The 20,874-nt window shown below is 38.2% G+C and carries 21 protein-coding genes; 11 read left to right on the top strand and 10 right to left on the bottom strand.

Annotated features, from left to right (window positions below):
• Positions 1-4: 4 nt before the first annotated feature.
• Together K345_RS0116885 and K345_RS21610 are read right to left on the bottom strand one after the other, a co-directional pair.
• Positions 5-1,039 carry a M23 family metallopeptidase gene (locus tag K345_RS0116885; RefSeq protein WP_028975163.1) on the bottom strand — a complete coding sequence of 345 codons (1,035 nt, stop codon included), beginning with the start codon at positions 1,037-1,039 and terminating at the stop codon, positions 5-7.
• A 150-nt stretch (positions 1,040-1,189) separates the two neighbouring features.
• Positions 1,190-2,224, bottom strand: a complete 1,035-nt coding sequence (locus tag K345_RS21610) for a M23 family metallopeptidase (protein ID WP_053228423.1) — start codon at positions 2,222-2,224, stop codon at positions 1,190-1,192.
• 167 nt (positions 2,225-2,391) lie between these two features.
• On the opposite strand from K345_RS21610, the gene K345_RS0116875 reads away from it, so the two are divergent.
• The 8 genes from K345_RS0116875 (at position 2,392) to purD (ending at position 11,463) form a co-directional block, all read left to right on the top strand.
• Positions 2,392-3,159 (top strand): TatD family hydrolase, encoded by a 768-nt coding sequence (locus K345_RS0116875; protein ID WP_028975162.1) that lies wholly within the window; start codon positions 2,392-2,394, stop codon positions 3,157-3,159.
• 7 nt (positions 3,160-3,166) lie between these two features.
• On the top strand, positions 3,167-4,120 hold the full coding sequence (gene dusB, locus K345_RS0116870) for a tRNA dihydrouridine synthase DusB (RefSeq protein WP_053228422.1): 954 nt from the start codon (positions 3,167-3,169) through the stop codon (positions 4,118-4,120).
• Between the two features lie 112 nt (positions 4,121-4,232).
• On the top strand, positions 4,233-5,594 hold the full coding sequence (locus tag K345_RS0116865; protein ID WP_028975160.1) for an FAD-dependent oxidoreductase: 1,362 nt from the start codon (positions 4,233-4,235) through the stop codon (positions 5,592-5,594).
• Between the two features lie 68 nt (positions 5,595-5,662).
• The gene (locus K345_RS0116860; protein ID WP_156888454.1) at positions 5,663-7,243 is read left to right on the top strand and encodes a DUF5312 family protein; all 1,581 of its coding nucleotides are present in this window, start codon (positions 5,663-5,665) and stop codon (positions 7,241-7,243) included.
• A gap of 54 nt (positions 7,244-7,297) precedes the next feature.
• A complete protein-coding gene (gene purF, locus K345_RS0116855; RefSeq protein WP_053228421.1) occupies positions 7,298-8,689 on the top strand; it encodes an amidophosphoribosyltransferase in 1,392 nt (463 codons plus the stop codon).
• Entirely contained in the window at positions 8,682-9,635 is a 954-nt protein-coding gene (purM, locus tag K345_RS0116850) for a phosphoribosylformylglycinamidine cyclo-ligase (RefSeq protein ID WP_028975157.1), read from the top strand. The genes purF and purM overlap by 8 nt, the downstream gene beginning before the upstream one ends.
• Positions 9,635-10,210 carry a phosphoribosylglycinamide formyltransferase gene (gene purN / locus K345_RS0116845; protein ID WP_028975156.1) on the top strand — a complete coding sequence of 192 codons (576 nt, stop codon included), beginning with the start codon at positions 9,635-9,637 and terminating at the stop codon, positions 10,208-10,210. Before purM ends, purN begins: the two co-directional genes overlap by 1 nt.
• Positions 10,210-11,463, top strand: coding sequence for a phosphoribosylamine--glycine ligase (gene purD, locus K345_RS0116840; protein ID WP_028975155.1), 1,254 nt, complete (start codon positions 10,210-10,212; stop codon positions 11,461-11,463). The genes purN and purD overlap by 1 nt, the downstream gene beginning before the upstream one ends.
• A 31-nt stretch (positions 11,464-11,494) precedes the next feature.
• Here purD and rlmB read toward each other — a convergent pair whose 3' ends face one another.
• Genes rlmB through grpE form a run of 5 tightly spaced genes read right to left on the bottom strand, consistent with a single transcriptional unit; the run spans position 11,495 to position 16,370 of the window.
• Positions 11,495-12,223 (bottom strand): 23S rRNA (guanosine(2251)-2'-O)-methyltransferase RlmB, encoded by a 729-nt coding sequence (rlmB, locus tag K345_RS0116835; RefSeq protein ID WP_028975154.1) that lies wholly within the window; start codon positions 12,221-12,223, stop codon positions 11,495-11,497.
• A gap of 9 nt (positions 12,224-12,232) precedes the next feature.
• A complete protein-coding gene (locus K345_RS0116830; RefSeq protein WP_028975153.1) occupies positions 12,233-12,616 on the bottom strand; it encodes a HAMP domain-containing protein in 384 nt (127 codons plus the stop codon).
• 44 nt (positions 12,617-12,660) lie between these two features.
• A complete protein-coding gene (dnaJ, locus tag K345_RS0116825) occupies positions 12,661-13,800 on the bottom strand; it encodes a molecular chaperone DnaJ (RefSeq protein WP_028975152.1) in 1,140 nt (379 codons plus the stop codon).
• A gap of 8 nt (positions 13,801-13,808) precedes the next feature.
• The gene (dnaK, locus tag K345_RS0116820; protein ID WP_028975151.1) at positions 13,809-15,731 is read right to left on the bottom strand and encodes a molecular chaperone DnaK; all 1,923 of its coding nucleotides are present in this window, start codon (positions 15,729-15,731) and stop codon (positions 13,809-13,811) included.
• A 33-nt stretch (positions 15,732-15,764) separates the two neighbouring features.
• On the bottom strand, positions 15,765-16,370 hold the full coding sequence (gene grpE, locus K345_RS21605; RefSeq protein WP_053228420.1) for a nucleotide exchange factor GrpE: 606 nt from the start codon (positions 16,368-16,370) through the stop codon (positions 15,765-15,767).
• A 306-nt stretch (positions 16,371-16,676) separates the two neighbouring features.
• Here grpE and K345_RS0116810 point away from each other — a divergent pair, with 306 nt between their 5' ends.
• Both K345_RS0116810 and K345_RS0116805 read left to right on the top strand, forming a co-directional pair.
• Positions 16,677-17,777, top strand: a complete 1,101-nt coding sequence (locus K345_RS0116810) for a helix-turn-helix domain-containing protein (RefSeq protein ID WP_028975150.1) — start codon at positions 16,677-16,679, stop codon at positions 17,775-17,777.
• Between the two features lie 57 nt (positions 17,778-17,834).
• Entirely contained in the window at positions 17,835-18,605 is a 771-nt protein-coding gene (locus tag K345_RS0116805; protein ID WP_028975149.1) for a CPBP family intramembrane glutamic endopeptidase, read from the top strand.
• Positions 18,606-18,698: 93 nt separating this feature from the next.
• On the opposite strand, the gene K345_RS21600 is transcribed toward K345_RS0116805, so the two are convergent.
• From K345_RS21600 to K345_RS0116790, 3 genes are all read right to left on the bottom strand, one after another.
• The gene (locus K345_RS21600; RefSeq protein WP_037573021.1) at positions 18,699-19,331 is read right to left on the bottom strand and encodes an SdpI family protein; all 633 of its coding nucleotides are present in this window, start codon (positions 19,329-19,331) and stop codon (positions 18,699-18,701) included.
• Complete coding sequence (locus K345_RS0116795) at positions 19,318-19,590, bottom strand: autorepressor SdpR family transcription factor (protein ID WP_028975148.1); 273 nt, start codon at positions 19,588-19,590, stop codon at positions 19,318-19,320. The genes K345_RS21600 and K345_RS0116795 overlap by 14 nt, the downstream gene beginning before the upstream one ends.
• A gap of 81 nt (positions 19,591-19,671) precedes the next feature.
• Positions 19,672-20,199, bottom strand: a complete 528-nt coding sequence (locus K345_RS0116790; protein WP_028975147.1) for a hypothetical protein — start codon at positions 20,197-20,199, stop codon at positions 19,672-19,674.
• 52 nt (positions 20,200-20,251) lie between these two features.
• Between K345_RS0116790 and K345_RS0116785 the strand changes: the two genes are divergently transcribed.
• On the top strand, positions 20,252-20,866 hold the full coding sequence (locus K345_RS0116785) for a hypothetical protein (protein WP_028975146.1): 615 nt from the start codon (positions 20,252-20,254) through the stop codon (positions 20,864-20,866).
• Positions 20,867-20,874 lie beyond the last annotated feature (8 nt).

The following is a 20,874-nucleotide window of genomic DNA, read 5'->3' as shown; positions in this document are numbered from 1 at the left end:
TCCTTTATTTGTCGTTCAGTATTGTTGTAGATATGTTCATATATTTACGGGGATCAACAACCTGAGTACCTAAATGAATTTCATAGTGAGTATGCGGACCAGTAGCCATCCCTGTACTTCCCAATAATCCTATTACCTGCCCACGATGAACATCCTGTCCTTTTGTCACTAAAATACGATTCATGTGAGCGTATTTTGTATAAAAACCATACTTATGACGGATCAAAACATAGTTACCATATCCAGTTCTATCATATCCTGCTTCTATCACTTTACCATTAGCGGTTGCCACAAGAGGAGTACCGGGTCTATAGGCAATATCAATACCTTTATGAAGATACCAGGCTCCTGTAAAAGGATGAACAGCAGGTCCGAACTCAGCCGTTACATAACCAATACCATTTTGAACTGGCCACATGGTAGGAATATCTACGAGAAGATCTTTTTGTGCTGAGAGTACTTTACCAATTTCTTCTATAGGTTTGGAAGCTCCTTCCATATAGGCTGACAGACTTCTTAAATCGGAAACTTCTGCCATACTGCCCTGCTCTACATTATCGATACCTAAGAAATAACTTAAGTCTCCTAAAGGAACTCTACTGTCATCGTTATTACTGTCAGACTGTAGCCCCAACACACTTAATGTCTGGGATAGAGAGTCTTCAAAACCTTCAGCGGATTTTTTGAGATCACCTATCTCTTTACGCAAAACTTCCATATTCGTTTCTGATGATTGTAAGTCTGTTACTTTTTCCGATAATGTCTGGGCTACACCGGTAATCTTGGTAGAATAGAATAAGAATCCTCCAACAACTACCATCAAAAAGGCTCCAGTGAAGATAAGAGCGAAAAGTGAAATCTGAAAATTAAAGGGCTTCTTTTCCGTATGTGGTATAAGCATGACAGTATACTTACCTTGTCCACGTCCTCTAAAACGTTTAAAAATATTAAACGCGCCAAAAAAACGGCTCTTAAGCCCCTGGGACGCTTTCTTGGAAATATCTTTTTCTGTCTTTTTTAACCTATTTACCGGAGACAAAGTATATCCCTCTCATTGGAATTGAGTATATTCATATCTATATTAACAGGTTTATAAGATCTTTGACAACTCATTCTTTAAAGCCCTTTACTATTTCCCCTACACAACTCTCTTAATTATGTAGATTTTCGGCATAATGAGTATAGTTTTTTACTTTTTATCTATAATTGATGTTGGTATCTGTAAATATTTACGAGGATCTACTACTTGTGTACCCAAATGAATCTCATAATGGACATGAGGTCCGGTAGCGGTTCCTGTCATACCCATTAAGCCAACAACATCACCTCTTTTTAGAACCTGACTTTTTGTAACAATAATACGACTCAAGTGTGGATATTTGGTAAAAAAGCCATACTTATGTCTAACAAGTACATAGTTACCATAACCACCACGATCATACCCCGCTTCAACAACAACACCATTAGCCGTTGAGATAACAGGAGTACCAGTTCGGGCAGCAATATCAATACCTTTATGAAGATACCATTCCCCTGTAAAAGGATGAATAGCGGGGCCAAATTCCGCAGTAACGACTCCCTGACCATTTTGAACAGGCCATAAAGTGGGAATATCAACCAATAAATCTTCCTGTGATTTTAATAACTTTCCGATTTCCTCTATAGGTTTTGAAGTTTGATCCAGGTATAAGGACAAACTGTTCAAATCTTCCAGTTCTTTTGCGTCATTACTACTCGAGTTATTTTTATTCAAAAAGTAACTTAAACTACCAAAAGGAAGATTTTCTTTCTTATTTTCCATATTGGAATCAATTCCTAATACGGCAAGTGTCTGATTAAGAGAGGCTTCAAACTTGGTTGCAGATATTCTCAAATATCCTATTTCTTTTCTTAAAGTCTCCACATGGGACTCAGAAGATTTTAATTCAGCTTCTTTTGTAGTTAAGGTCGAAGATATTTCCGGTATTTTTGTCGAATAGAGTACCACTCCTCCTAGAATGAGAACAAGAAAAATCATGCTGATAATTATCGCCAGAAAGGAAGTTCTAAGATACAAACCTTTTTTATGGGTGTGTGGGATGATAGCTACACTATATTTACCCCTTCCATCTTTATGCTGTCTTTGTAAAAAGGTAATCAAATGGAAAATTCTTCTCTTTATATTTATCCATATATTATAACATGTATTCTTTTCAAAATTCTTGAGCTTATTATCGAGTGACACTTTAACCGCCTTGCGGTCAGATTATATCACAATTCGAAGATTATTTACCACATATTATTAAATCTTAAATTTTCCTTTCCTTAAACTCTTATTGACGTGGAGCTCCCACTGTGCTAGTTTTTATTAAAACAGAGAACAATCTTACCTTAATAAAAGAAGAGAAGCCCATGCGATATTTTGATACTCATTGCCATATAGGACTGATTCATGAAGATCCTATCGAACAGTTGCTTATTACTCAAGAAGCCAAACAAGACGGAGTTGATGGTATTCTAAGTATCACAAACAACATCCAAGACTTCTTTGAAGTATATTCTCATTTAAAGACAGCCTCTAATGTCTATTACAGCATAGGAGTGTCCCCTTCAGAAGTTAATCATCCGGGAAGGGATTGGGAAAGCAAGATAGAAGAAGGAGCCTCCTACGATAAAGTTGTAGCTGTAGGAGAGATAGGCTTAGACTACTACAAAAAGTTTGGAGATAAAAATTCTCAAATCGAATTATTTATTCGACAGTTAGAAATAGCTGAACAGCTAAATAAACCTGTTGTTATTCACAATAGAGAAGCCGGATCTGATATACTCGACATACTACGGGACAAATTACCAGCACGTGGAGGAATACTCCATTGCTTCTCTGAAGATTGGGAGTTTGCCAAAAAAGCGTTAGATCTCAATCTATACATAAGTTTTGCTGGAAATGTTACCTATAGAAATGCGAGAAATCTACACACGACGGCTAAAAACATGCCAGTGGAAAGGATGGTAATTGAAAGTGAAGCTCCTTTTATGATACCTGCCGAGTATAGAGGAAAGCGTAATAAACCCTCTTATATCCATTCTACCTGTGCTTATTTAGCAGATCTGAGAGGAGAAGATCCGGAAGAACTCTCATCTATTTTATATGAAAATTCCCTTAGAGTTTTTAACTTATAATTGATGAATGGATTATCTTAAACCTGTAATCTTACCCGGTGGAACTATACTGCCGGGTAATTTATTTTTAGCTCCTACTGCCGGATATTCAGATGGCCCCTTTCGTAGTATTTGTCGAACCTGGGGTGCTGATCTATGTTACACAGAAATGGTATCAACTGAAGCACTTTGGCGAGGCAATAGCAAAACACATAATTTATTAAAACGTGAAGATAATGAGCCAGAATATGCGATACAACTATTTGGCTCTGATTATGACAGTGTTTATAAATCACTTCCCTATTTGACACAACACAATCCTCTCTTATTAGACATTAATGCCGGTTGTCCTGTACCCAAAATCATCAAATCAGGAGCAGGCTCCTGGTTAATGAAAGATCCCCGAAAACTTATGGACATTATAAAAACCATTAAAGATCATACGGATATTCCTCTTACTATAAAATTACGCTTAGGGTGGGATGCGAACTCTATAAACTACTTGAAGATAGCCCAGGAGGCTCAAGAATTAGGAATACAAGCTGTAGGATTACATGCCAGAACAAAAGAAATGGCCTATAGAGGTAAGGCGGATTGGAATCATATAAAGCATTTAAAAGAAAACTTAGATATACCTGTATTTGGTTCAGGAGATTTATTCACATCTGAGGATGTCATCAGAATGCTAACTCAAACGAAATGTGATGGAGTTCTCATAGCTCGGGGAGCCTTTGGTAATCCTTTTATTTTTAGTCAGATCAAAGGAACCATAGACAAATTAAACGCAAAGACTATCATTGATACGGCCCTAAAACATTTAGACTTATCAATCCAATATTATGGAGATCAAGCCTTCAAAGAAATCAGAAAGCATTTCTCAGCCTACTTAAAGGGCATACCCAATAGTAACGATTTACGTCGAAAGCTGATGACCGCTCAAACAAAAGATCAATATAAACACTTACTTAATAGTATTTTATAAAATACAAACATTTTTTATCGATACACATATATACATTCCTTACTAAAATAGTTATTATTAATAAGTAAATATTTATTGATAATACTTTAACCAATGGAGTAAGGAGTTGAATATGAAAGTTATTGTTGTAGGAATTAATCACGCAGGGACATCTGCCATTAGAACTTTATTGACCCAAAATCCTGAAATTCAGATAAATGCCTATGATCGAAATACAAATATCTCTTTCCTAGGATGTGGAATAGCCCTGGCAGTAGGGGGAACGGTCAAAGATGTAAATAGCTTATTTTACTGTGACCAGATTAGGTTAGAAGAAATGGGGGCGAACGTCTTCATGGAGCATGACGTTATCAAAATAGATGAAGTCAATAAAACTGTTACCATCAAGAACCTTAGCACTAGAGATATCATAGAAGATAGCTATGACAAATTAATATATGCAGCAGGATCATGGCCGATTGATATACCAGGGATACCTGCGGAACATCAAAACCTGGAAAACATCATGTTATGTAAACTCTTCCAGCACGCTGAGGAATTGATTCAAAAAGCAGATGAACCAAATATCGAAAGTGTAGCGGTTATTGGTGCTGGATACATCGGAATAGAATTAGCTGAAGCTTATCAAAAGAAAGGCAAAAAGGTCACACTAATCGATTTTGCCGATCGTGTTATACCAAGGTACTTTGATCCCGAATTCACTGATAAAGTAGAACAGGATATGCTTAATTCAGGCATTACCTTGGCCTTGGGAGAAAAAGTTATTGATTTTGAAGGCATTCAGGGCAAAGTCAAATCAGTGATCACAGATAAGGGCAAGTATGAAGCAGATCTTGTCATAAAAGCTATAGGTTTCAAACCCAATACAGAGTTACTCCCCCATGGGAAGAAGGTAGAAAATGGTGCCTTGGTCGTAGATAGTCAAATGAGAACATCCCTACCAGACGTGTATGCCATTGGTGATGCAGTAGCTCTCTATCATGCTTCCCTACAGAAAAACCAGCAAGTAGCCTTAGCCACAAATGCCGTTAAAACAGGATTAGCTGCCGCTTTTTCAATAAATGGAATAAAAGGAGCAGAAGTCCAAAGCATAGCCGGAACAAATGCTATATCCGTATTCAATAATAATCTGGCAAGCACAGGATTAAGTGAGTTTGCCGCCAGAGCAGCAGGATTAGATATAGACTCAAGCTTTATCGAAGATGCAGATAGACCAGAGTTCATGAATGAATATGGCATGACAAAGATAAAGTTAATATATGAGAAGAAAACTCTTCGATTAGTGGGGGCCCAAGTAGGTTCCTGTGATGATATCAATCATACAGAAATTATATACTATTTAGCTCTCGCTATTCAGAAATCTATGACCTTACCGGAAATAGCTTTCACCGATGTTTACTTCCTCCCACATTTCAATAAACCATTTAATTTTATTCTTACAGCCATTTTACATGGCTATCGGACTGGATTATAACAAAGTGAATAATAAAGTCCTCGTTTAAAATTGTTGAAATCAAAATAAGCCCAGCCTACACTTTAGGCATGGGCTCATTTTTGGAAATGATACAATCCTTTTTTAACAATATATTTACTAGTGATCCACAGGAGAAATTGGTTAAAAAAGAATTAAGACTTGTACATCAAGAACTAAAGGCATTAAAACCACGCTTATATCAAACATCCCCCAAAGCATTCCTGCCTGCACTTGGGCAGCATTTTTACAACCTTTACTTAAACTTATTACCTATTTATGAAGTATTAAGCAAAACAATAGGACATAAAGAACCTGGGCTGAATAGAAATTTTAAGAATTATCTCTTAGAGAGTCTGCTAGGATCCAATTTCGCAGAAAAAAGAGAGTCTTTTCAATATGAAAATATTAAAAGAAAACTAGAAGGGGCTCCCAATAGAGAAAAGGAATCCATAAAGATTCGGGATGAACTTAAAAACTTTTCCAGAAGAGTCATGGCACTGGACAAATCAAAGTTTAACCTGGCTATGGCAGAAGTCAATCACCTTTGGGAACTATGTAATTATCCCTTTTCTAATATACTGGCTTTTTTTGATGTATCTCTCGACCTAAGTAAAATAGAAAAGAAACCAAGTTTCTCATTAAGCTCCAATAAAATGCTCTCTCAGGAATTGAAGGACTTCTACTATCTATGGGGAGGTATTAATTTTAACATGGATTTTCTCCCCCTGTTAACAGTGTTAGAAAAACGTCTCTATGGTGAGCATTTAGAGAAAAAAAAAGATCAACAGAAAATCTTAAACAACATACACCGTTATTACTCCAGAGAACTTCCACCAACTGTCATATTAAATTTGATAAAAGCCTGGGATGAGGACCCCCTCGCCCGTTTACCTGTCAATAAAGAACAGCCTGATGAAATAAAACTATATTTAGAATCCATCGAAAACTTATTCATAAAGGACATGGAAAGGGCACTCCGAGAATTAAAAGAAAATACTATATCCGATGATTTAAAAGTATTATTTGAATCCCAGAACTTAGAGGAGCTAGAGAATTATTGTTATACAAAGAGTCAAGCCTTTGAGGACATTGGCCTACCTGGTTTTAGCAAGATAAAACCTCTTCAAATACTATACAATCATATGAAAATACACTATCTACAACACCTTAAAGATCCTATCAACAAGCTGCTCATAGAAGGTTTTTATGATAGAAAGAACTTTCAGAATAGTCTGACAGAACACTATTATCAATGCGAAAAGATAATAGAGGATATCAACAACTTTGATCAGATATTGGGACAGGAAGGACGACATAGCGTTGTCATATTGGAACAATACATGAGAGAAATCAAATCTGGGGTGGACAGGATGGAACTCAGCCAAAGAATCATTGATAGTATAAACAAAAGAGCCGGTGAGATACTAGAAGAGAAAACACAATCACTTTATGGTCTAACATCCCAATTACAGGATATCCTTCAAGATTTTAAAAAACCTACCCCGGAAATCATTAGCAACATAAAGTCATTCGGGAATCCACTACAGACTCAAGACTCCATAATAAGTGATCTGGTTGAGGGTTTCAATAGGAATACCCAGTTCTTGAAAATAATAAAGCAATTTGTTGTATTAAAGAAACCTATGTAGTACTAAGTATTGCCAAGCCAATAAAAACTTGCTATATCTAGACTCGTGAGTGAAATGGATAGCGTAAAGCATTACTGCGGCGTTGTCGGTATCTTCTCCCAAGAAAAGTCCAATATTCCTGAGCAATTATACTTTCCCCTCTTTAGTTTACAACATAGAGGTCAAGAAAGTGCAGGAATAACCTATGTGAAAGAGGAAAGATTCGCAACATTTAAAGATCTTGGTTCGGTAGGCTCCGTCCTAAGTCACTATCTTAACGAAGAACATTTGTCCTATGCTGGTATTGGACATGTCCGGTACTCGACTGCTGGAGGAAACTTATGGGATAATGCCCAACCCATACATATTACCTGCAATAGAGGGGAGATAGCCCTAGCCCATAATGGTAATATTTCCAATGCAGACAAGTTACGGGAACGCCTGAGCCATGAAGGAGCGATATTTCAATCAACAAGTGATACAGAACTAGTACTTCACATGTTGAGTCGTTCCAGAAAAATTGATTTCTTCGATGGTATAACAGAAGTATTAAAGCATCTGGAAGGAGCCTTTAGTATGGTACTCCTCCATAGAGATATGCTTATTGGGATTCGAGATCCCTTAGGGTTTAGACCTCTGTATATAGGCCAAAAAGAAGGCATGACCATGATTGCCAGTGAGACTTGCGCCCTCGATACACATGAGATCACAGAATACCGATCTGTAGAACCAGGAGAAATGGTCATAGTAACAAAAGAAGGCGTCAGAAGTGAGAGATTTAACTCTTCACCAAGAATAGCTCAATGTGTCTTTGAGATGATCTATTTTGCTCGCCCTGACTCGGAAATATATAATCAATCAGTTCACATCAATCGAAAGAAAATGGGAGCAGCCTTGGCCAAAGTAGACACTGTCGAAGCGGATTTAGTCATTCCTGTACCTGATTCAGGTAACTTTGCCGCCCTGGGATATTCACAGGAATCGGGGGTGCCCTTTGACTTTGGCTTAACCCGAAATCACTTTGCCGGTCGTTCTTTCATACAACCAACAAAATCCAAAAGGGAAATGGCTGTCAAAATGAAGCTCCATCCCAACAAAGAAACCCTTAAGGGAAAAAGAGTAATCATGGTAGATGACTCCCTCGTTCGAGGAACAACTAGCCGAACCATTGTCAAATTATTAAGACAAGCCGGGGCTTCAGAAGTGCATCTTAGACTAAGTTCACCAGAACTTCACTGGCCTTGCTTTTTTGGAATTGATGTTCCCACAAGGGATGAACTTATCTCAAATCATAAAACACCTGATGAAATCGCAGAAATGATAGGAGCTGATAGTGTTATGTTTCTTCCCATAGAAGAATTAGAACACTGTGTAGAAGAACCTAATAAATTCTGCTATGCCTGTTTTAACGGTGATTATCCCGTTCATGTACCATTAAAATCAGAAGGAGTATTGAAAAATGGCTAAGACCTATGCCTCAGCCGGGGTTGATATTGAAAAGGGAGATCGATTTGCGAATTTTATATCCAATATTAATTCCAAAGCCGTATCTCAAGGATTAGGTGGTTTTGCTGGTGGTATCGAGATAGATCCAACCCGCTATAAAAAACCAGTCCTGTTATCCGCAACTGATGGTGTGGGAACAAAACTCATAGTAGGACAACAGCTCAAACAATATGACACACTGGGTATAGATCTCGTTGCTATGTGTGTGAATGACCTTATTGTGTGTGGTGCAGAACCATTAGTCTTTCTTGATTATATTGCTTGCGGTGGGATAGACGAGTCCATTCTTCATCCGCTTATGGCCGGGGTTGTCACTGGTTGTGAACAAGCTGAATGTACTCTGGCAGGGGGGGAAACAGCTGAAATGCCCGATCTCTATAAGACTGGAGACTTTGATTTAGCCGGATTTAGTGTGGGTATGGTAGATAAAGACCAAATGTTGCCCTTCAAAGATCAAATGAAAGCAGGTGATGTTATTCTGGGAATTCCTAGCGCGGGTATACACTCTAATGGTCTTAGTTTAGCCAGGAAAGTGATAAGTCCTGAGGACAAAACAGCTATGACAGAATTACTAAAACCAACCATTATCTATGTAAAACATATGAAATCCCTGCTTCAAACGGGCAATGTACTGGGAGCCGCCCATATTACTGGTGGAGGACTGGAAGGTAATATTGTAAGAAGTATTCCAGACAACCTCAGTATCAAATTGACCTGGGATTGGGATTTGCCCTGGATATTCGAAAAAATCCGTAAAGACGGACAGATCGAAGAATCAGAAATGCGGAAAGTATTTAATATGGGCATAGGAATGGCTGTCATTTGCCATCCTGACAAGGTGGAATCTCTCCTATCAAAGGCAAAAGAATCTGATTTCGAACTTCATAACATCGGGGTCCTCAGCTGATGGCTAAAATAGCTGTCATGGCTTCAGGTTCTGGTAGTAATTTTGAGGCTCTGGTTAAGGGATTACACGGGACGTCTCATAAGGTAGAATTACTCATATGTGACAAACAACAAGCCTATGCACTGACTAGAGCAGAAAAGCTGGAGATTCCCTCTTATGTCGTTTTATACAGAGGGCGTAAAAGAGAAGAAGCAGAAGAGGATATTCTAAGTATTTTGGAGAAAGCACAAGTTGATCTCGTTGTACTAGCTGGTTATATGCGTTTACTCTCACCCACTTTTGTAAATCCTTTAAAAGATAAAATAATTAATATTCATCCTTCCCTACTACCCAAACATCCAGGAACTCATGGAATTGAGGACAGTTGGAAGTCGGATGATAGCGAAATGGGGATAACCATTCACTATGTTGACCAGGGGATGGATACTGGTCCTATAATAGAACAATATTCCTTTGTAAAAGAAGATAAAGACACTCTAGATACGGTAGAGAAGAAAATACATTCTTTAGAACATAAGTATTACCCGGAGGTCATTATAAGACTTCTGGATAAAATAGATTTGGAGGATAAGTAGTGAGAGTACTCATATTGGGCTCAGGAGGGCGGGAACATGCCATATCTTGGAAATTTTCCCAAAGCAAACGTATAAGCGGCTTATACATCGCCCCAGGCAACGGAGGGACTGCTGAATTAGGGACCAATTTGAATATTAACCCTGAAAAGGAAGATCAAGTACTACAAGCATGTAGAGATAATAAGATTGATCTTGTATTTGTTGGTCCAGAAGGTCCTTTAGCTGCTGGAATCGTTGACAAAATCAAGGAAGCTGGAATTGCCGTAATAGGCCCCCATCAGGAAGCTGCACAATTAGAGTCTAGCAAAGCCTTTAGTAAAGATTTTATGGTTAGGAATCATATCCCTACTGCAGAATCAAGAACATTTACTAAAGCCAGTGATTTTGAATCCTACATGAAATCAATCACTCATAGGGTTGTACTTAAAAAGAGCGGATTGGCAGCAGGAAAAGGCGTCCTGGAATCAACAGATCAAGAGGAATTACTTCACTTTGGTAAAGAAGTTCTCAAAACAGACTCACTTGTTGTAGAGGAGTTTTTAGAAGGTTTTGAAGTAAGCTTTTTTGTCCTGTCCGATGGAAAAAATTATCGGGTACTACCACCTTGTTCTGATTACAAAAAAGCTCATGATAATGATGAAGGTCTCAATACAGGTGGTATGGGGGCTATCTGTCCTGTTCCCTGGGTAACCAAGGAATTATATAGTGAGATAGAACAAAGCATCATCAAAACAACAATGGACAGTCTTAATAAAGAAGGACTTAACTATGTTGGAGTTGTTTATATCGGGGTTATGGTGACCAGTAAAGGACCAAAGGTTCTTGAGTACAATGTACGTTTCGGAGATCCGGAAACTCAGCCACTGTTATCCTTAATTGAATCTGATTTTGGTAATATTGCAGATGCTATGATCAAGGGACATCTAGATAACTATACACCACGAGTTAATGAAAATAATACGGCACTGGGGGTTGTTATCGCCGCTGAGGGCTATCCCGGTGAATATAATAAAAGTATCCCTGTTCAACCAATACCTGAAGATACAGAGGATGCTCTGATCTTCCACGCCTCTACATCAATCGATGCTCAGGGTCAATTAGTAACAGGGGGAGGACGTTGCTTTACCTCCGTAGGAATCGGAAGTGATATCATATCAGCCTATTCAGCAGCTTATAGAGGAACAAAATTTGTTAACTTTGAAGGTGCCTGGTTCAGAAATGATATAGGTAAAAAGTTCTACGAAGAGGCATAAGAAAAAGGCTGAAGTTGACTTCAGCCTTTCTTTAATAAAAACGTTTTTGCTGGCAAGCGATCTCGTATAACAAGACACCTGTAGCTACGGAAACATTGAGGGAATCAATATGTCCCCCAGTAGGAATACTAACAATTCCGTCACATTCTTCTTTTACCAGTCTATGTAATCCTTGCCCTTCCCGTCCCATGACGATAGCAACTTTACCTTTAAAATCCATTTCAGGAGAAACGGTACCATTCATATCTGCACCATAGGTCCAGAAACCTGCTTCTTTAACTTGTCCAATGGCCCGTGTCAGATTGGGTACTGTTACGACAGGAACATAAGCACTGGCGCCAGCTGAAGTACGGGCAACCAAATCCGTTTCCTTAACAGATCTTTTGGAAGGAAGAACGACGAGATCCGCTTCAAATTGATCACAGGACCTAAGGATCGCTCCGAAGTTTTGAGGATCTGTTACACCATCCAGAAAGACAACAATACCAGTGTCGCTATTATGTTCAGCAATAAAATCCTCCAGGGATTGATACCGTCTCTTCTGAACCTGATTTACCTGAAGAGCAATCCCCCTATGATTCTTTACACCGCAGAGGGCATCTAATTCTTTATCAGGTACATTCTTTATTGTAACACCTGCTTGTTCCGCCAGTTCCACAATACTGGTATTACGTTTACTTTTTTTACTAATGAATAAGACCATATCTTTCTGAGGGTTACGAATTCCCTCTTCCATACCATGGTAACCTGTGTGTATCAACTTTGTCCCCTACTGATCAGTTTTTTCAATCAAGAGATTAATATTTTGTACTAGTTCCGTAAAGATATCAGGCTCCTTAATATCAATCCTTTGAGGCTTTTTTCCATTGACAATGGTCTCCAGAGAGCGACTAATACGTTTTATGGGAGAAACTATCCTATTTGCTAAATAAATTCCCGTACCAATCAAGAATAACATAATTATCAGATTATTCAAAAGAAGCACAGTAAAGAGAATATTCCAGTCTCTATAAACACTATCTCCGGTGATATCATTAGTAAAATAGAAGATCCCCATCACAAGGGAAAATACAAGAAATGATCCTAATACAGATAAGAGCCCCCAGGCGATGAGACGATTCCTGAATAATATGAGTATCCTTTTCTCATTCATAACCCATATTATAAGATAAAAAAAAGCGGGTTGCCCCGCTAATTTTAATTAATATCAGATAACCTTACAGGCCTTGGCTTTTCCTCTTCTCCCAACTCTTCACTTAATTCCTGCATAAGCTTCTTAGCTTTAGAACTTAGTTTATTGGGAACTTCAACACGTATCTTGATATACATGTCTCCTCTACGGTTTGCATTATGTAGATAAGGAACACCTTCCCCTCTAAGGCGCATTACTTTACCATTCTGTGTTCCACCGGGAACCTTGAGCTTCACTTTCTTACCATCCAGTGTTTCAACCTGGATTTCTGAGCCTAAGGAGGCCTGGGTTAAGCTTATGGGAATCATACAATAAATGTCATTACCATTTCGTTCAAAATACTCATGATTATGAACCAGAATAACAACATACAAGTCCCCTGGAGCACCGCCACTCTGGCCGGCATCTCCCTGACCTTCAATGCGAATCCGTTTTCCATGCTCAATCCCCGCAGGAATGGTTACTTTAATCTTCTGTGTCTTTTGAACTGTTCCTGTTCCATAACACTTATTACAGGGATCCTCAATCGTGTATCCTTCCCCCTTACAACTGGGACAGGGACTAGCGATAGAGAAGAAGCCAGAACTTCTTCGAACTTGTCCACTACCTCCACAGGTTGGACAGGTTTTTCGTCCACTACCGGATTTAGCTCCGGAACCATGACAAACGTCACAAGAAGAATCCCGTTTAAAGGATATTTCCTTTTTGGCACCGAACACAGCCTCTTTAAAATCTATCTCCAGATCGTATCTGAGGTCATTTCCCCGGTTGTTGTTGGAACGTCGACGACCACCGCCTCCGCCTCCGCCAAAGAAAGAATCAAAGATATCACCGAAGCCACCGAACAAGTCCTCAAAGTCTCTGGCAGCTGCACCACCAAATCCTCCGCCAAACCCGCCGGCACCTCCAGCACCCATGCCTTCTACTCCGGCAAAACCAAATTGATCATAGGCCGCTCGTTTCTTATCATCAGAAAGGACTTCATAAGCTTCTGTCCCCTCTTTGAACCGTTCCTCAGCTTCCTTATCCCCTTGGTTCTTGTCAGGGTGATACTTAACAGCTAGCTTTCTGTAAGCTTTCTTTATTTCATCAGTTGAGGCTCCTTTTTGGAGCCCCAGTACCTCATAATAATCTCGTTTTGCCAAATTAATACCTACTTGTCGTCATCAACAACTTCGTAATCTACATCCTCAGCATCTCCGGAATTAGAAGACTGAGAAGAATCCTCAGCTCCCGCAGCTCCTGCTTCAGGTCCCGCTTCCCCTTGAGGTGCTTGTTGCTTGTACATTTCTTCAGCTAGTTTGTAGGAAGCTTGTTGAAGGGCTTCTGTTTTAGCTTTGATTTCCTCAACATTATCAGCTTCAAGAGCTTTCTTTAATTCAGCAATGGCTGATTCAATATTGCTCTTTTCTTCAGCAGATACTTTGTCACCAAAATCTTTAAGAGATTTTTCAGTAGAATAAACAAGGTTATCAGCAACGTTTCGCGCTTCTGCCCGTTCCTTTACTTTCTTATCTTCAGCAGCATGAACTTCTGCATCTTTAACCATCTTGTCGATTTCATCTTCGCTTAAACCGCTTGATGTTTCGATTCTGATTTTCTGTTCTTTACCTGTTCCCAAATCCTTGGCTGATACATGGACAATACCATTAGCATCAATATCAAAACTTACTTCAATCTGAGGAACACCACGAGGTGCAGCAGGAATATCTGTTAAGTCAAAACGTCCTAATGTTCTATTTTGACTAGCCATTTCCCGTTCCCCTTGAAGAACATGAATGCTTACAGCAGTTTGATTATCAGCAGCAGTTGAGAAAATCTGAGATTTTCTTGTTGGGATAGTCGTATTTCTTTCTATTAGTTTGGTACATACACCACCAAGAGTTTCAATACCAAGAGATAATGGTGTTACATCAAGAAGAAGAACGTCTTTAACATCTCCCCCTAAAATACCACCCTGGATAGAAGCACCCATAGCAACAACTTCATCAGGATTCACCCCTCTGTGAGGTTCTTTACCGAATACTTCTTTAACAGCTGCCTGTACAGCAGGAATACGGGTAGAACCACCAACAAGGATAACTTCATCAATATCTGAAGCTGTTACACCTGCATCAGATAAAGCTTTTTTACAAGGTTCAAAAGTTCTTCGAACTAAATCTTCTGTCATTTGATCGAACTTTGAACGTGTAAGGTTATACTGCATATGCTTAGGACCCGTAGCATCCGCTGTAATAAAAGGAAGGTTAATATCAGAACTTTGTGTACTTGATAATTCCTTCTTAGCTTTTTCTGCCGCTTCTTTTAATCGTTGTAATGCCATTCTATCTTGTGATAAATCGATACCCTGATCTTGTTTGAAGCTACTGATTAACCAATCAATAATAGCTTGGTCAAAGTTATCACCACCTAAGTGTGTGTCACCATTAGTAGATTTTACTTCAAATACACCATCACCTAATTCAAGAATGGAAATATCAAAAGTACCACCACCCAAGTCATATACGGCGATCTTTTCATCACGATTATTATCTTTACCAAAACCATAAGCCAAAGCAGCGGCTGTTGGTTCGTTTACAATTCTCTTAACATCTAATCCGGCGATCTTACCTGCGTCTTTTGTGGCCTGTCTTTGGGCATCATTAAAATAAGCTGGTACAGTTACAATAGCTTCTGTTATTGTTTCACCAAGATAGTCTTCTGCTGTTTTCTTCATCTTTTGAAGTATGGCAGCGGATATTTCAGGAGGTGAGAGAAGATCATCATTGATCTTAACACGAACATCACCAGTACTTCCTTCAACTAAAGGATAGGGAATCATTCTTGATTCTTCTGAGATCTCGTTAAAATTTCTTCCCATAAATCTTTTAATGGAATAGATAGTGTGTTCAGGGTTTGTAACCATCTGGTTTTTAGCGGGTTGACCAATTAATCGCTCCCCTTTTCCTGTATACGCTACCATAGAAGGGGTTGTTCTCTGCCCTTCTGCGTTTTGAATTACAATAGGTTCTCCACCTTCCATTACAGCCACACAGGAGTTAGTGGTTCCTAAGTCAATTCCAATGATTTTACCCATATTAATATTCTCCTTTTTCTACAATACTCTAATTTATTCTTCGTTTTCGTCGTTATCAGTAGACTCTTCTACAGGAGCCTTTGGATTAGCTACTCTTACTTTAGCAGGTCTAATCACCCTATCATTAAGAAGGTAACCCTTCTGAAAATCTTCTAATACAACAGACTCTGTGTGCTCTTCTGAGTCAGTCATGGCAATGGCTTCGTGCTTTGAAGGATCAAAAACCTCACCAGTTGATTCATAGCGAGTCAAACCATGTTTTTGTTCGAGCATCGAAGTGAATTGCTTCTCAATCATTTGTATTCCTTCGTGGAAGGAATTAAAGTCCTGGGAGCTTTCTGTAGATTTGATAGCCAATTCAAAGTTGTCTATGACCCCTATTAAGTCTGTTAATAAAGAGGTATTCGCGTATTTTATAGCCTCTTGCTTCTCGCGGGCCATCCTTTTGCGATAGTTTTCAAAATCAGCTTGTTTTCTCAAGTACTGATTCTTAAGTTCAGAGTTTTCTTCTTCAAGTTCTTGAATACGCTTCTGTAGATCCTCTGCTTCTGATACATCACTGCTATCGTCATCTACAGGGGCAGATTCTTCATTAATAACTTGTTCTTCCTCTACTTCCTGCTTCAAATCGTCTGACATTCCATCATCCTTGTAAAATCTTTTCGGAGAATAAAATACTAATACTTAATAATATGGTCAACCCATGGGCGACACAGGTAAAAAACAGTAAAATGTGACATTATGACACAGCATAATAGAACTAAATTTATTAGAGGCTCAAAGTGACACGTTCTGTATGTTTATACTCGCCGGTATTGATAAAATTGATTCAAAAAGAATTTGAAAAAAATAAACTTTTTTTATGCTCTTTAATCAGGACTCATTTTATCGTCGAACAGTGTTACATAATACATCACCAAAGCCTTAAAAAGGAGCCTTTTTATAATGTTAATAATAATCGGTGCTTTCATAGCTTTATTTCTGGCCTCACTGGCCCTTATGAAGCCTGATAAGGACAGATCTAGCTACTTACTCATTATATGGTTAATCATTTTTGGGGTTCATATGGGACTAAGCTATTCCCTCTTTTATGGCTATACCTACAATATTCCCTTTTTACTGGGATGGAACCTACCAATGCCCCTCTTACATGGTCCACTCATGTATCTTTATATTCAATCTATCCTAGAAAAGCCTTCAATAAGAAGAGATAAATATTCCTTCTTCCATTTCCTCCTTCCTCTGGGCCTCAATATCTATCAAATACCTTTCTTTCTCTTGTCATCAGAAGATAAACTCTCATTCTACCTATATCAGGAGCAACACACAGGAATTTATAGCCGTATTTTATACATTCTGATTCTACTAAGCGGATTCTCCTATACCTTCCTGGCCTTATTATTGTGGAGAAAACATAATAAGAGATTGGTTTCAAAACGAAAGAACTGGATTCGTTTTGTGATCTATGGTTTTGGTATTCTATGGATGGCCATACTTATGATCAATGAAGTGCCTTCCCAGACTAATGAAAATACCCCTCTATGGGACATCATCGTCTATGGATCAGTGGCTTTCTATGTTATAATCTTGGCTTTCCTTGGCATTAGTATGACGAGTATATTTTCCTCTATTCCCAAAGAGACTTCAACTTACAACACCCAGCCTCTTTACAAGAAGTCCACACTAACACCAGAACAAGCTCGCTCTATCGCTACTAATCTCCAAAGCTCTATGGAAAGAAACAAATTCTACCTCCAATCGGATCTAAAACTCCCCTATGTAGCAGAGCAACTTAATGTCCAGGCCAATCACTTATCCCAGACAATCAATGAATATCTGAAGCTTAGTTTTAACGAATATATTAATACCTTGAGAATTACAGAGTTTATCAACAACATACATAGGATAGCTTCTGGAGAACACAATATTATTACTTTGGCCTATGAATGTGGATTCAATTCCAAATCCTCCTTCAATTCTGTTTTCAAACGAATCGCAGGAGATACTCCCAAAGCCTTTATAAATAAGTCCAATCCTGAGGGATAGGACGATAGAAGATGCGTTTCCCGTTATTAATGAGTCTAAAAAAAGATAGGAGATATCATGATAGCAGAAGCACTCAAAGGAGATTATTCCAAAAAGACCATATTCGTCATCTGGTTATTAGTAACAATACCTATGGGATTGGGCACTTATGTTCTGGTTCCCTGGCTCATTCCCCATATTCCCCTGCATCCAGGTATACTATATTGGATCATAATGGTGATAGGAATGATTTGGCAATTCATTCTATCGGTCATCATACTCAAAATCGAACTAGGAACAATAACATGGTCCAGGCTTAAGGACAGATTGTGGCTCCACCAACCACGGGATAAGAATAATAACAGATTCTTGAAGGCCTATTTATTATTAATTCCTATTATAGGCTACAATTTTTTTATTGAACAAACGGGCTACTTTGACTTTATTACCAATACCATAGTCAGCCATTTTCCCATACTGGCCAAGCCAAGCTATGGAGAGATTACGGCATTAATAGATCCTCAATTCAGAGGCCATTATTCACTAATACTTCTAGCCATCGTTAGTTGTCTTTTCAATTATCTATTAGGAGAGGAACTACTGTTCAGAGGGATACTATTACCCAAAATGGGAAAAGCCTTCGGAAAAACAGACTGGATAGTGAATGGTATCCTCTTTGCTACATATCATATACATAAGATTACGGAAGTCCCCTTATTTATAATAGGTTCCTTTTTTATTGCCTTTGTTAGTCGCAAATACCGTTCTATTTTCCCAACCCTTCTTAATCACGGCTTAGAAGCAGTCCCCTTGTTGGGAGCTGTGATATGGGTGGTGTTTTTTATGTGATGATTTTATTTAAGACCTTCCACTACATATATATGTGTAGTGGAAGATATCACAAACGATTAGATGTACTATAATATATAAGCTATTCCCCTTTTACTTGGTATCAAGCTTATAGATGATATAAGAGTATACAAACAGGCCTATAATCAGGACAGGAATGAAAAGTGTAGAAATGACAAAAGCCCTTGAATTAGTAAAGAATCCTGCTATGAATAGGAAAAAACCAGAAACAACAAAGCCGAAACCTCCAACTCGGTGAGTTTTGGTCCAGGACACTTCATTAGCAAGAGTCCAAGGAGTTCTAATTCCGTAGGTGTAATTTTGTCGGGCTCTAGGAAGATAATTACCTGTCAGAATAAAAAGGATTCCAATAGAAATACCTAAAAAGGTTTTTATGTTAAGGTCATACCCTAGTGAATAAAAAAGCATGAACTGTCCAAGGACGATTAAAAAAAGAAAAACAGTAAATGCTAAAAATGAGTAGCTTTTGATATGCTTTTTATAGTTTTCCTTACGGGGATCGATCCTGGGAATGAAGAACAGCAACATATATATAACAACAGGAAGGAACCCGAATAACCAGATAACATTACGAGGCCCCCAATCGTCTACCTCTCCCTTTATATTAAAGTGGGTAGGAATCTGTTCAGGAAGCTGCTTGTAAAACCATGCTATAACACCAAGAGTTAAAACTGTAATGACGATCACCCATTTATTGAATTTCATCTTCGTCTCCTTTTAATTTGTAAATCCACTCTATGATTTCCTGGAATACAGTGGTGTTTAGTGAATAAATGATTTGTTGTCCTTTACGTTCTTTTTGGACAAGACCGGCTTGATACAGAACTGTCATATGATGACTAATGGATGCACCGGTAATATTAAAACTGCTTGCGATCTCACCAGCACTCTTGTCTCCCCTTTTGAGGAGATCCAGTATAGATCTTCTTGTGGGATCTGCGAGAGCTTTAAAGAGATCATTCATTCCCTGCTCCTTAATATTAGATATTTAGATAATAATCTAAATATAATAAAAGTCAAGATATAGGGAAAGTCTTAAGCATCATTATCGTCTCAAGTCTAATGTGAACTTTGTTGTTTCAATTTCCTTTATGATTTTAAATAAGGGTTGTTCTAAGTCAATCCAAGTCTTCGAGGTCCTATCGATGTCACCAACGGTATATTTATAATCAACTAAACCTGCTATTTGGGTAACTAATTTATAGATACTCTCGATTTTCCACTCTGCTTCGTGTCCATTAAAACCAATAACAAACCCATCGAGTTTGTTATCATCCCAAGTTAGGTAATTTATTGTGAGAGCAAAACAGAACTCAGAATGTCTGTAACTTAATAAACCAAGAGGTGCCCAGAGATATAAGGAAGCAATAATATCACTGACAGACTGAGGGTTGTTAATATAGGAAACTTCCTTTTCTTCACCCTGCTGACTTTCATTATATACAATGAAAGCACCGTCCTCATTTTCTAATTTAATGTTTATAGATTCCAGATTTTTATGGAAGTCTTCTAAAAAAGACTTTGGTTCTTGTTTTGCCTCTAGCAAAACTAAATACTCGTTAGACCATCCCATAAACATTCTCCCTATAAAAGTATACATGTCTAATGAAAAAAGGAGAATCCAAATGCCGGAAGACATTATCATGCTAGATGAGGAATTAAGCAAAACACTAAAATCAATTATTAAAAATGGTAAATATGATCTTTTTATTGAATGTATGGAAGAGAATAATATTCAAGCAAACAGCTTCTTTTATGCCAAAAGAGATAAATACTGCCTCTTATACGCCGCATTATGCAATAATTTTTCAAATCGGAATTATAAAGGACGTATTCAGATTATCCAATACCTTGTTGATAACGGTGCTGACTTGAATGATAAAAATCCCTATGATTATCCACTTGTTTGTGGGTTCATCAATCAAATATATTATTTAAAAAATACGAATGCAAAAATCGAAGTCAATATGGAATTGATAAAACTAGGGATAAACCTGGTTCGGAGGAATGAACTCGATGTTAATCAGATTGGTGCTAATGAAGAGAGGATACTTGATCAAGCCTTGGTTCTTTACTCCCTATATTTAGCTAGGCCAGAATGGTCATTTGATGGAGTTTTAACATTACTATCGAAAAGGCTTGTTGAGGAACTTTTGAATAAAGGAGCCCAGTATAACAGCGATGACGATGAGTATAATGAGATAGTATCGAATATGACAACCAGTTATACCTGCCCCTGATTCAAGGA

Source organism: Spirochaeta cellobiosiphila DSM 17781 (genome assembly GCF_000426705.1).
GTDB classification, from domain to species: domain Bacteria; phylum Spirochaetota; class Spirochaetia; order DSM-17781; family DSM-17781; genus Spirochaeta_E; species Spirochaeta_E cellobiosiphila.
This window is presented reverse-complemented; position numbering and strand designations above follow the sequence as displayed.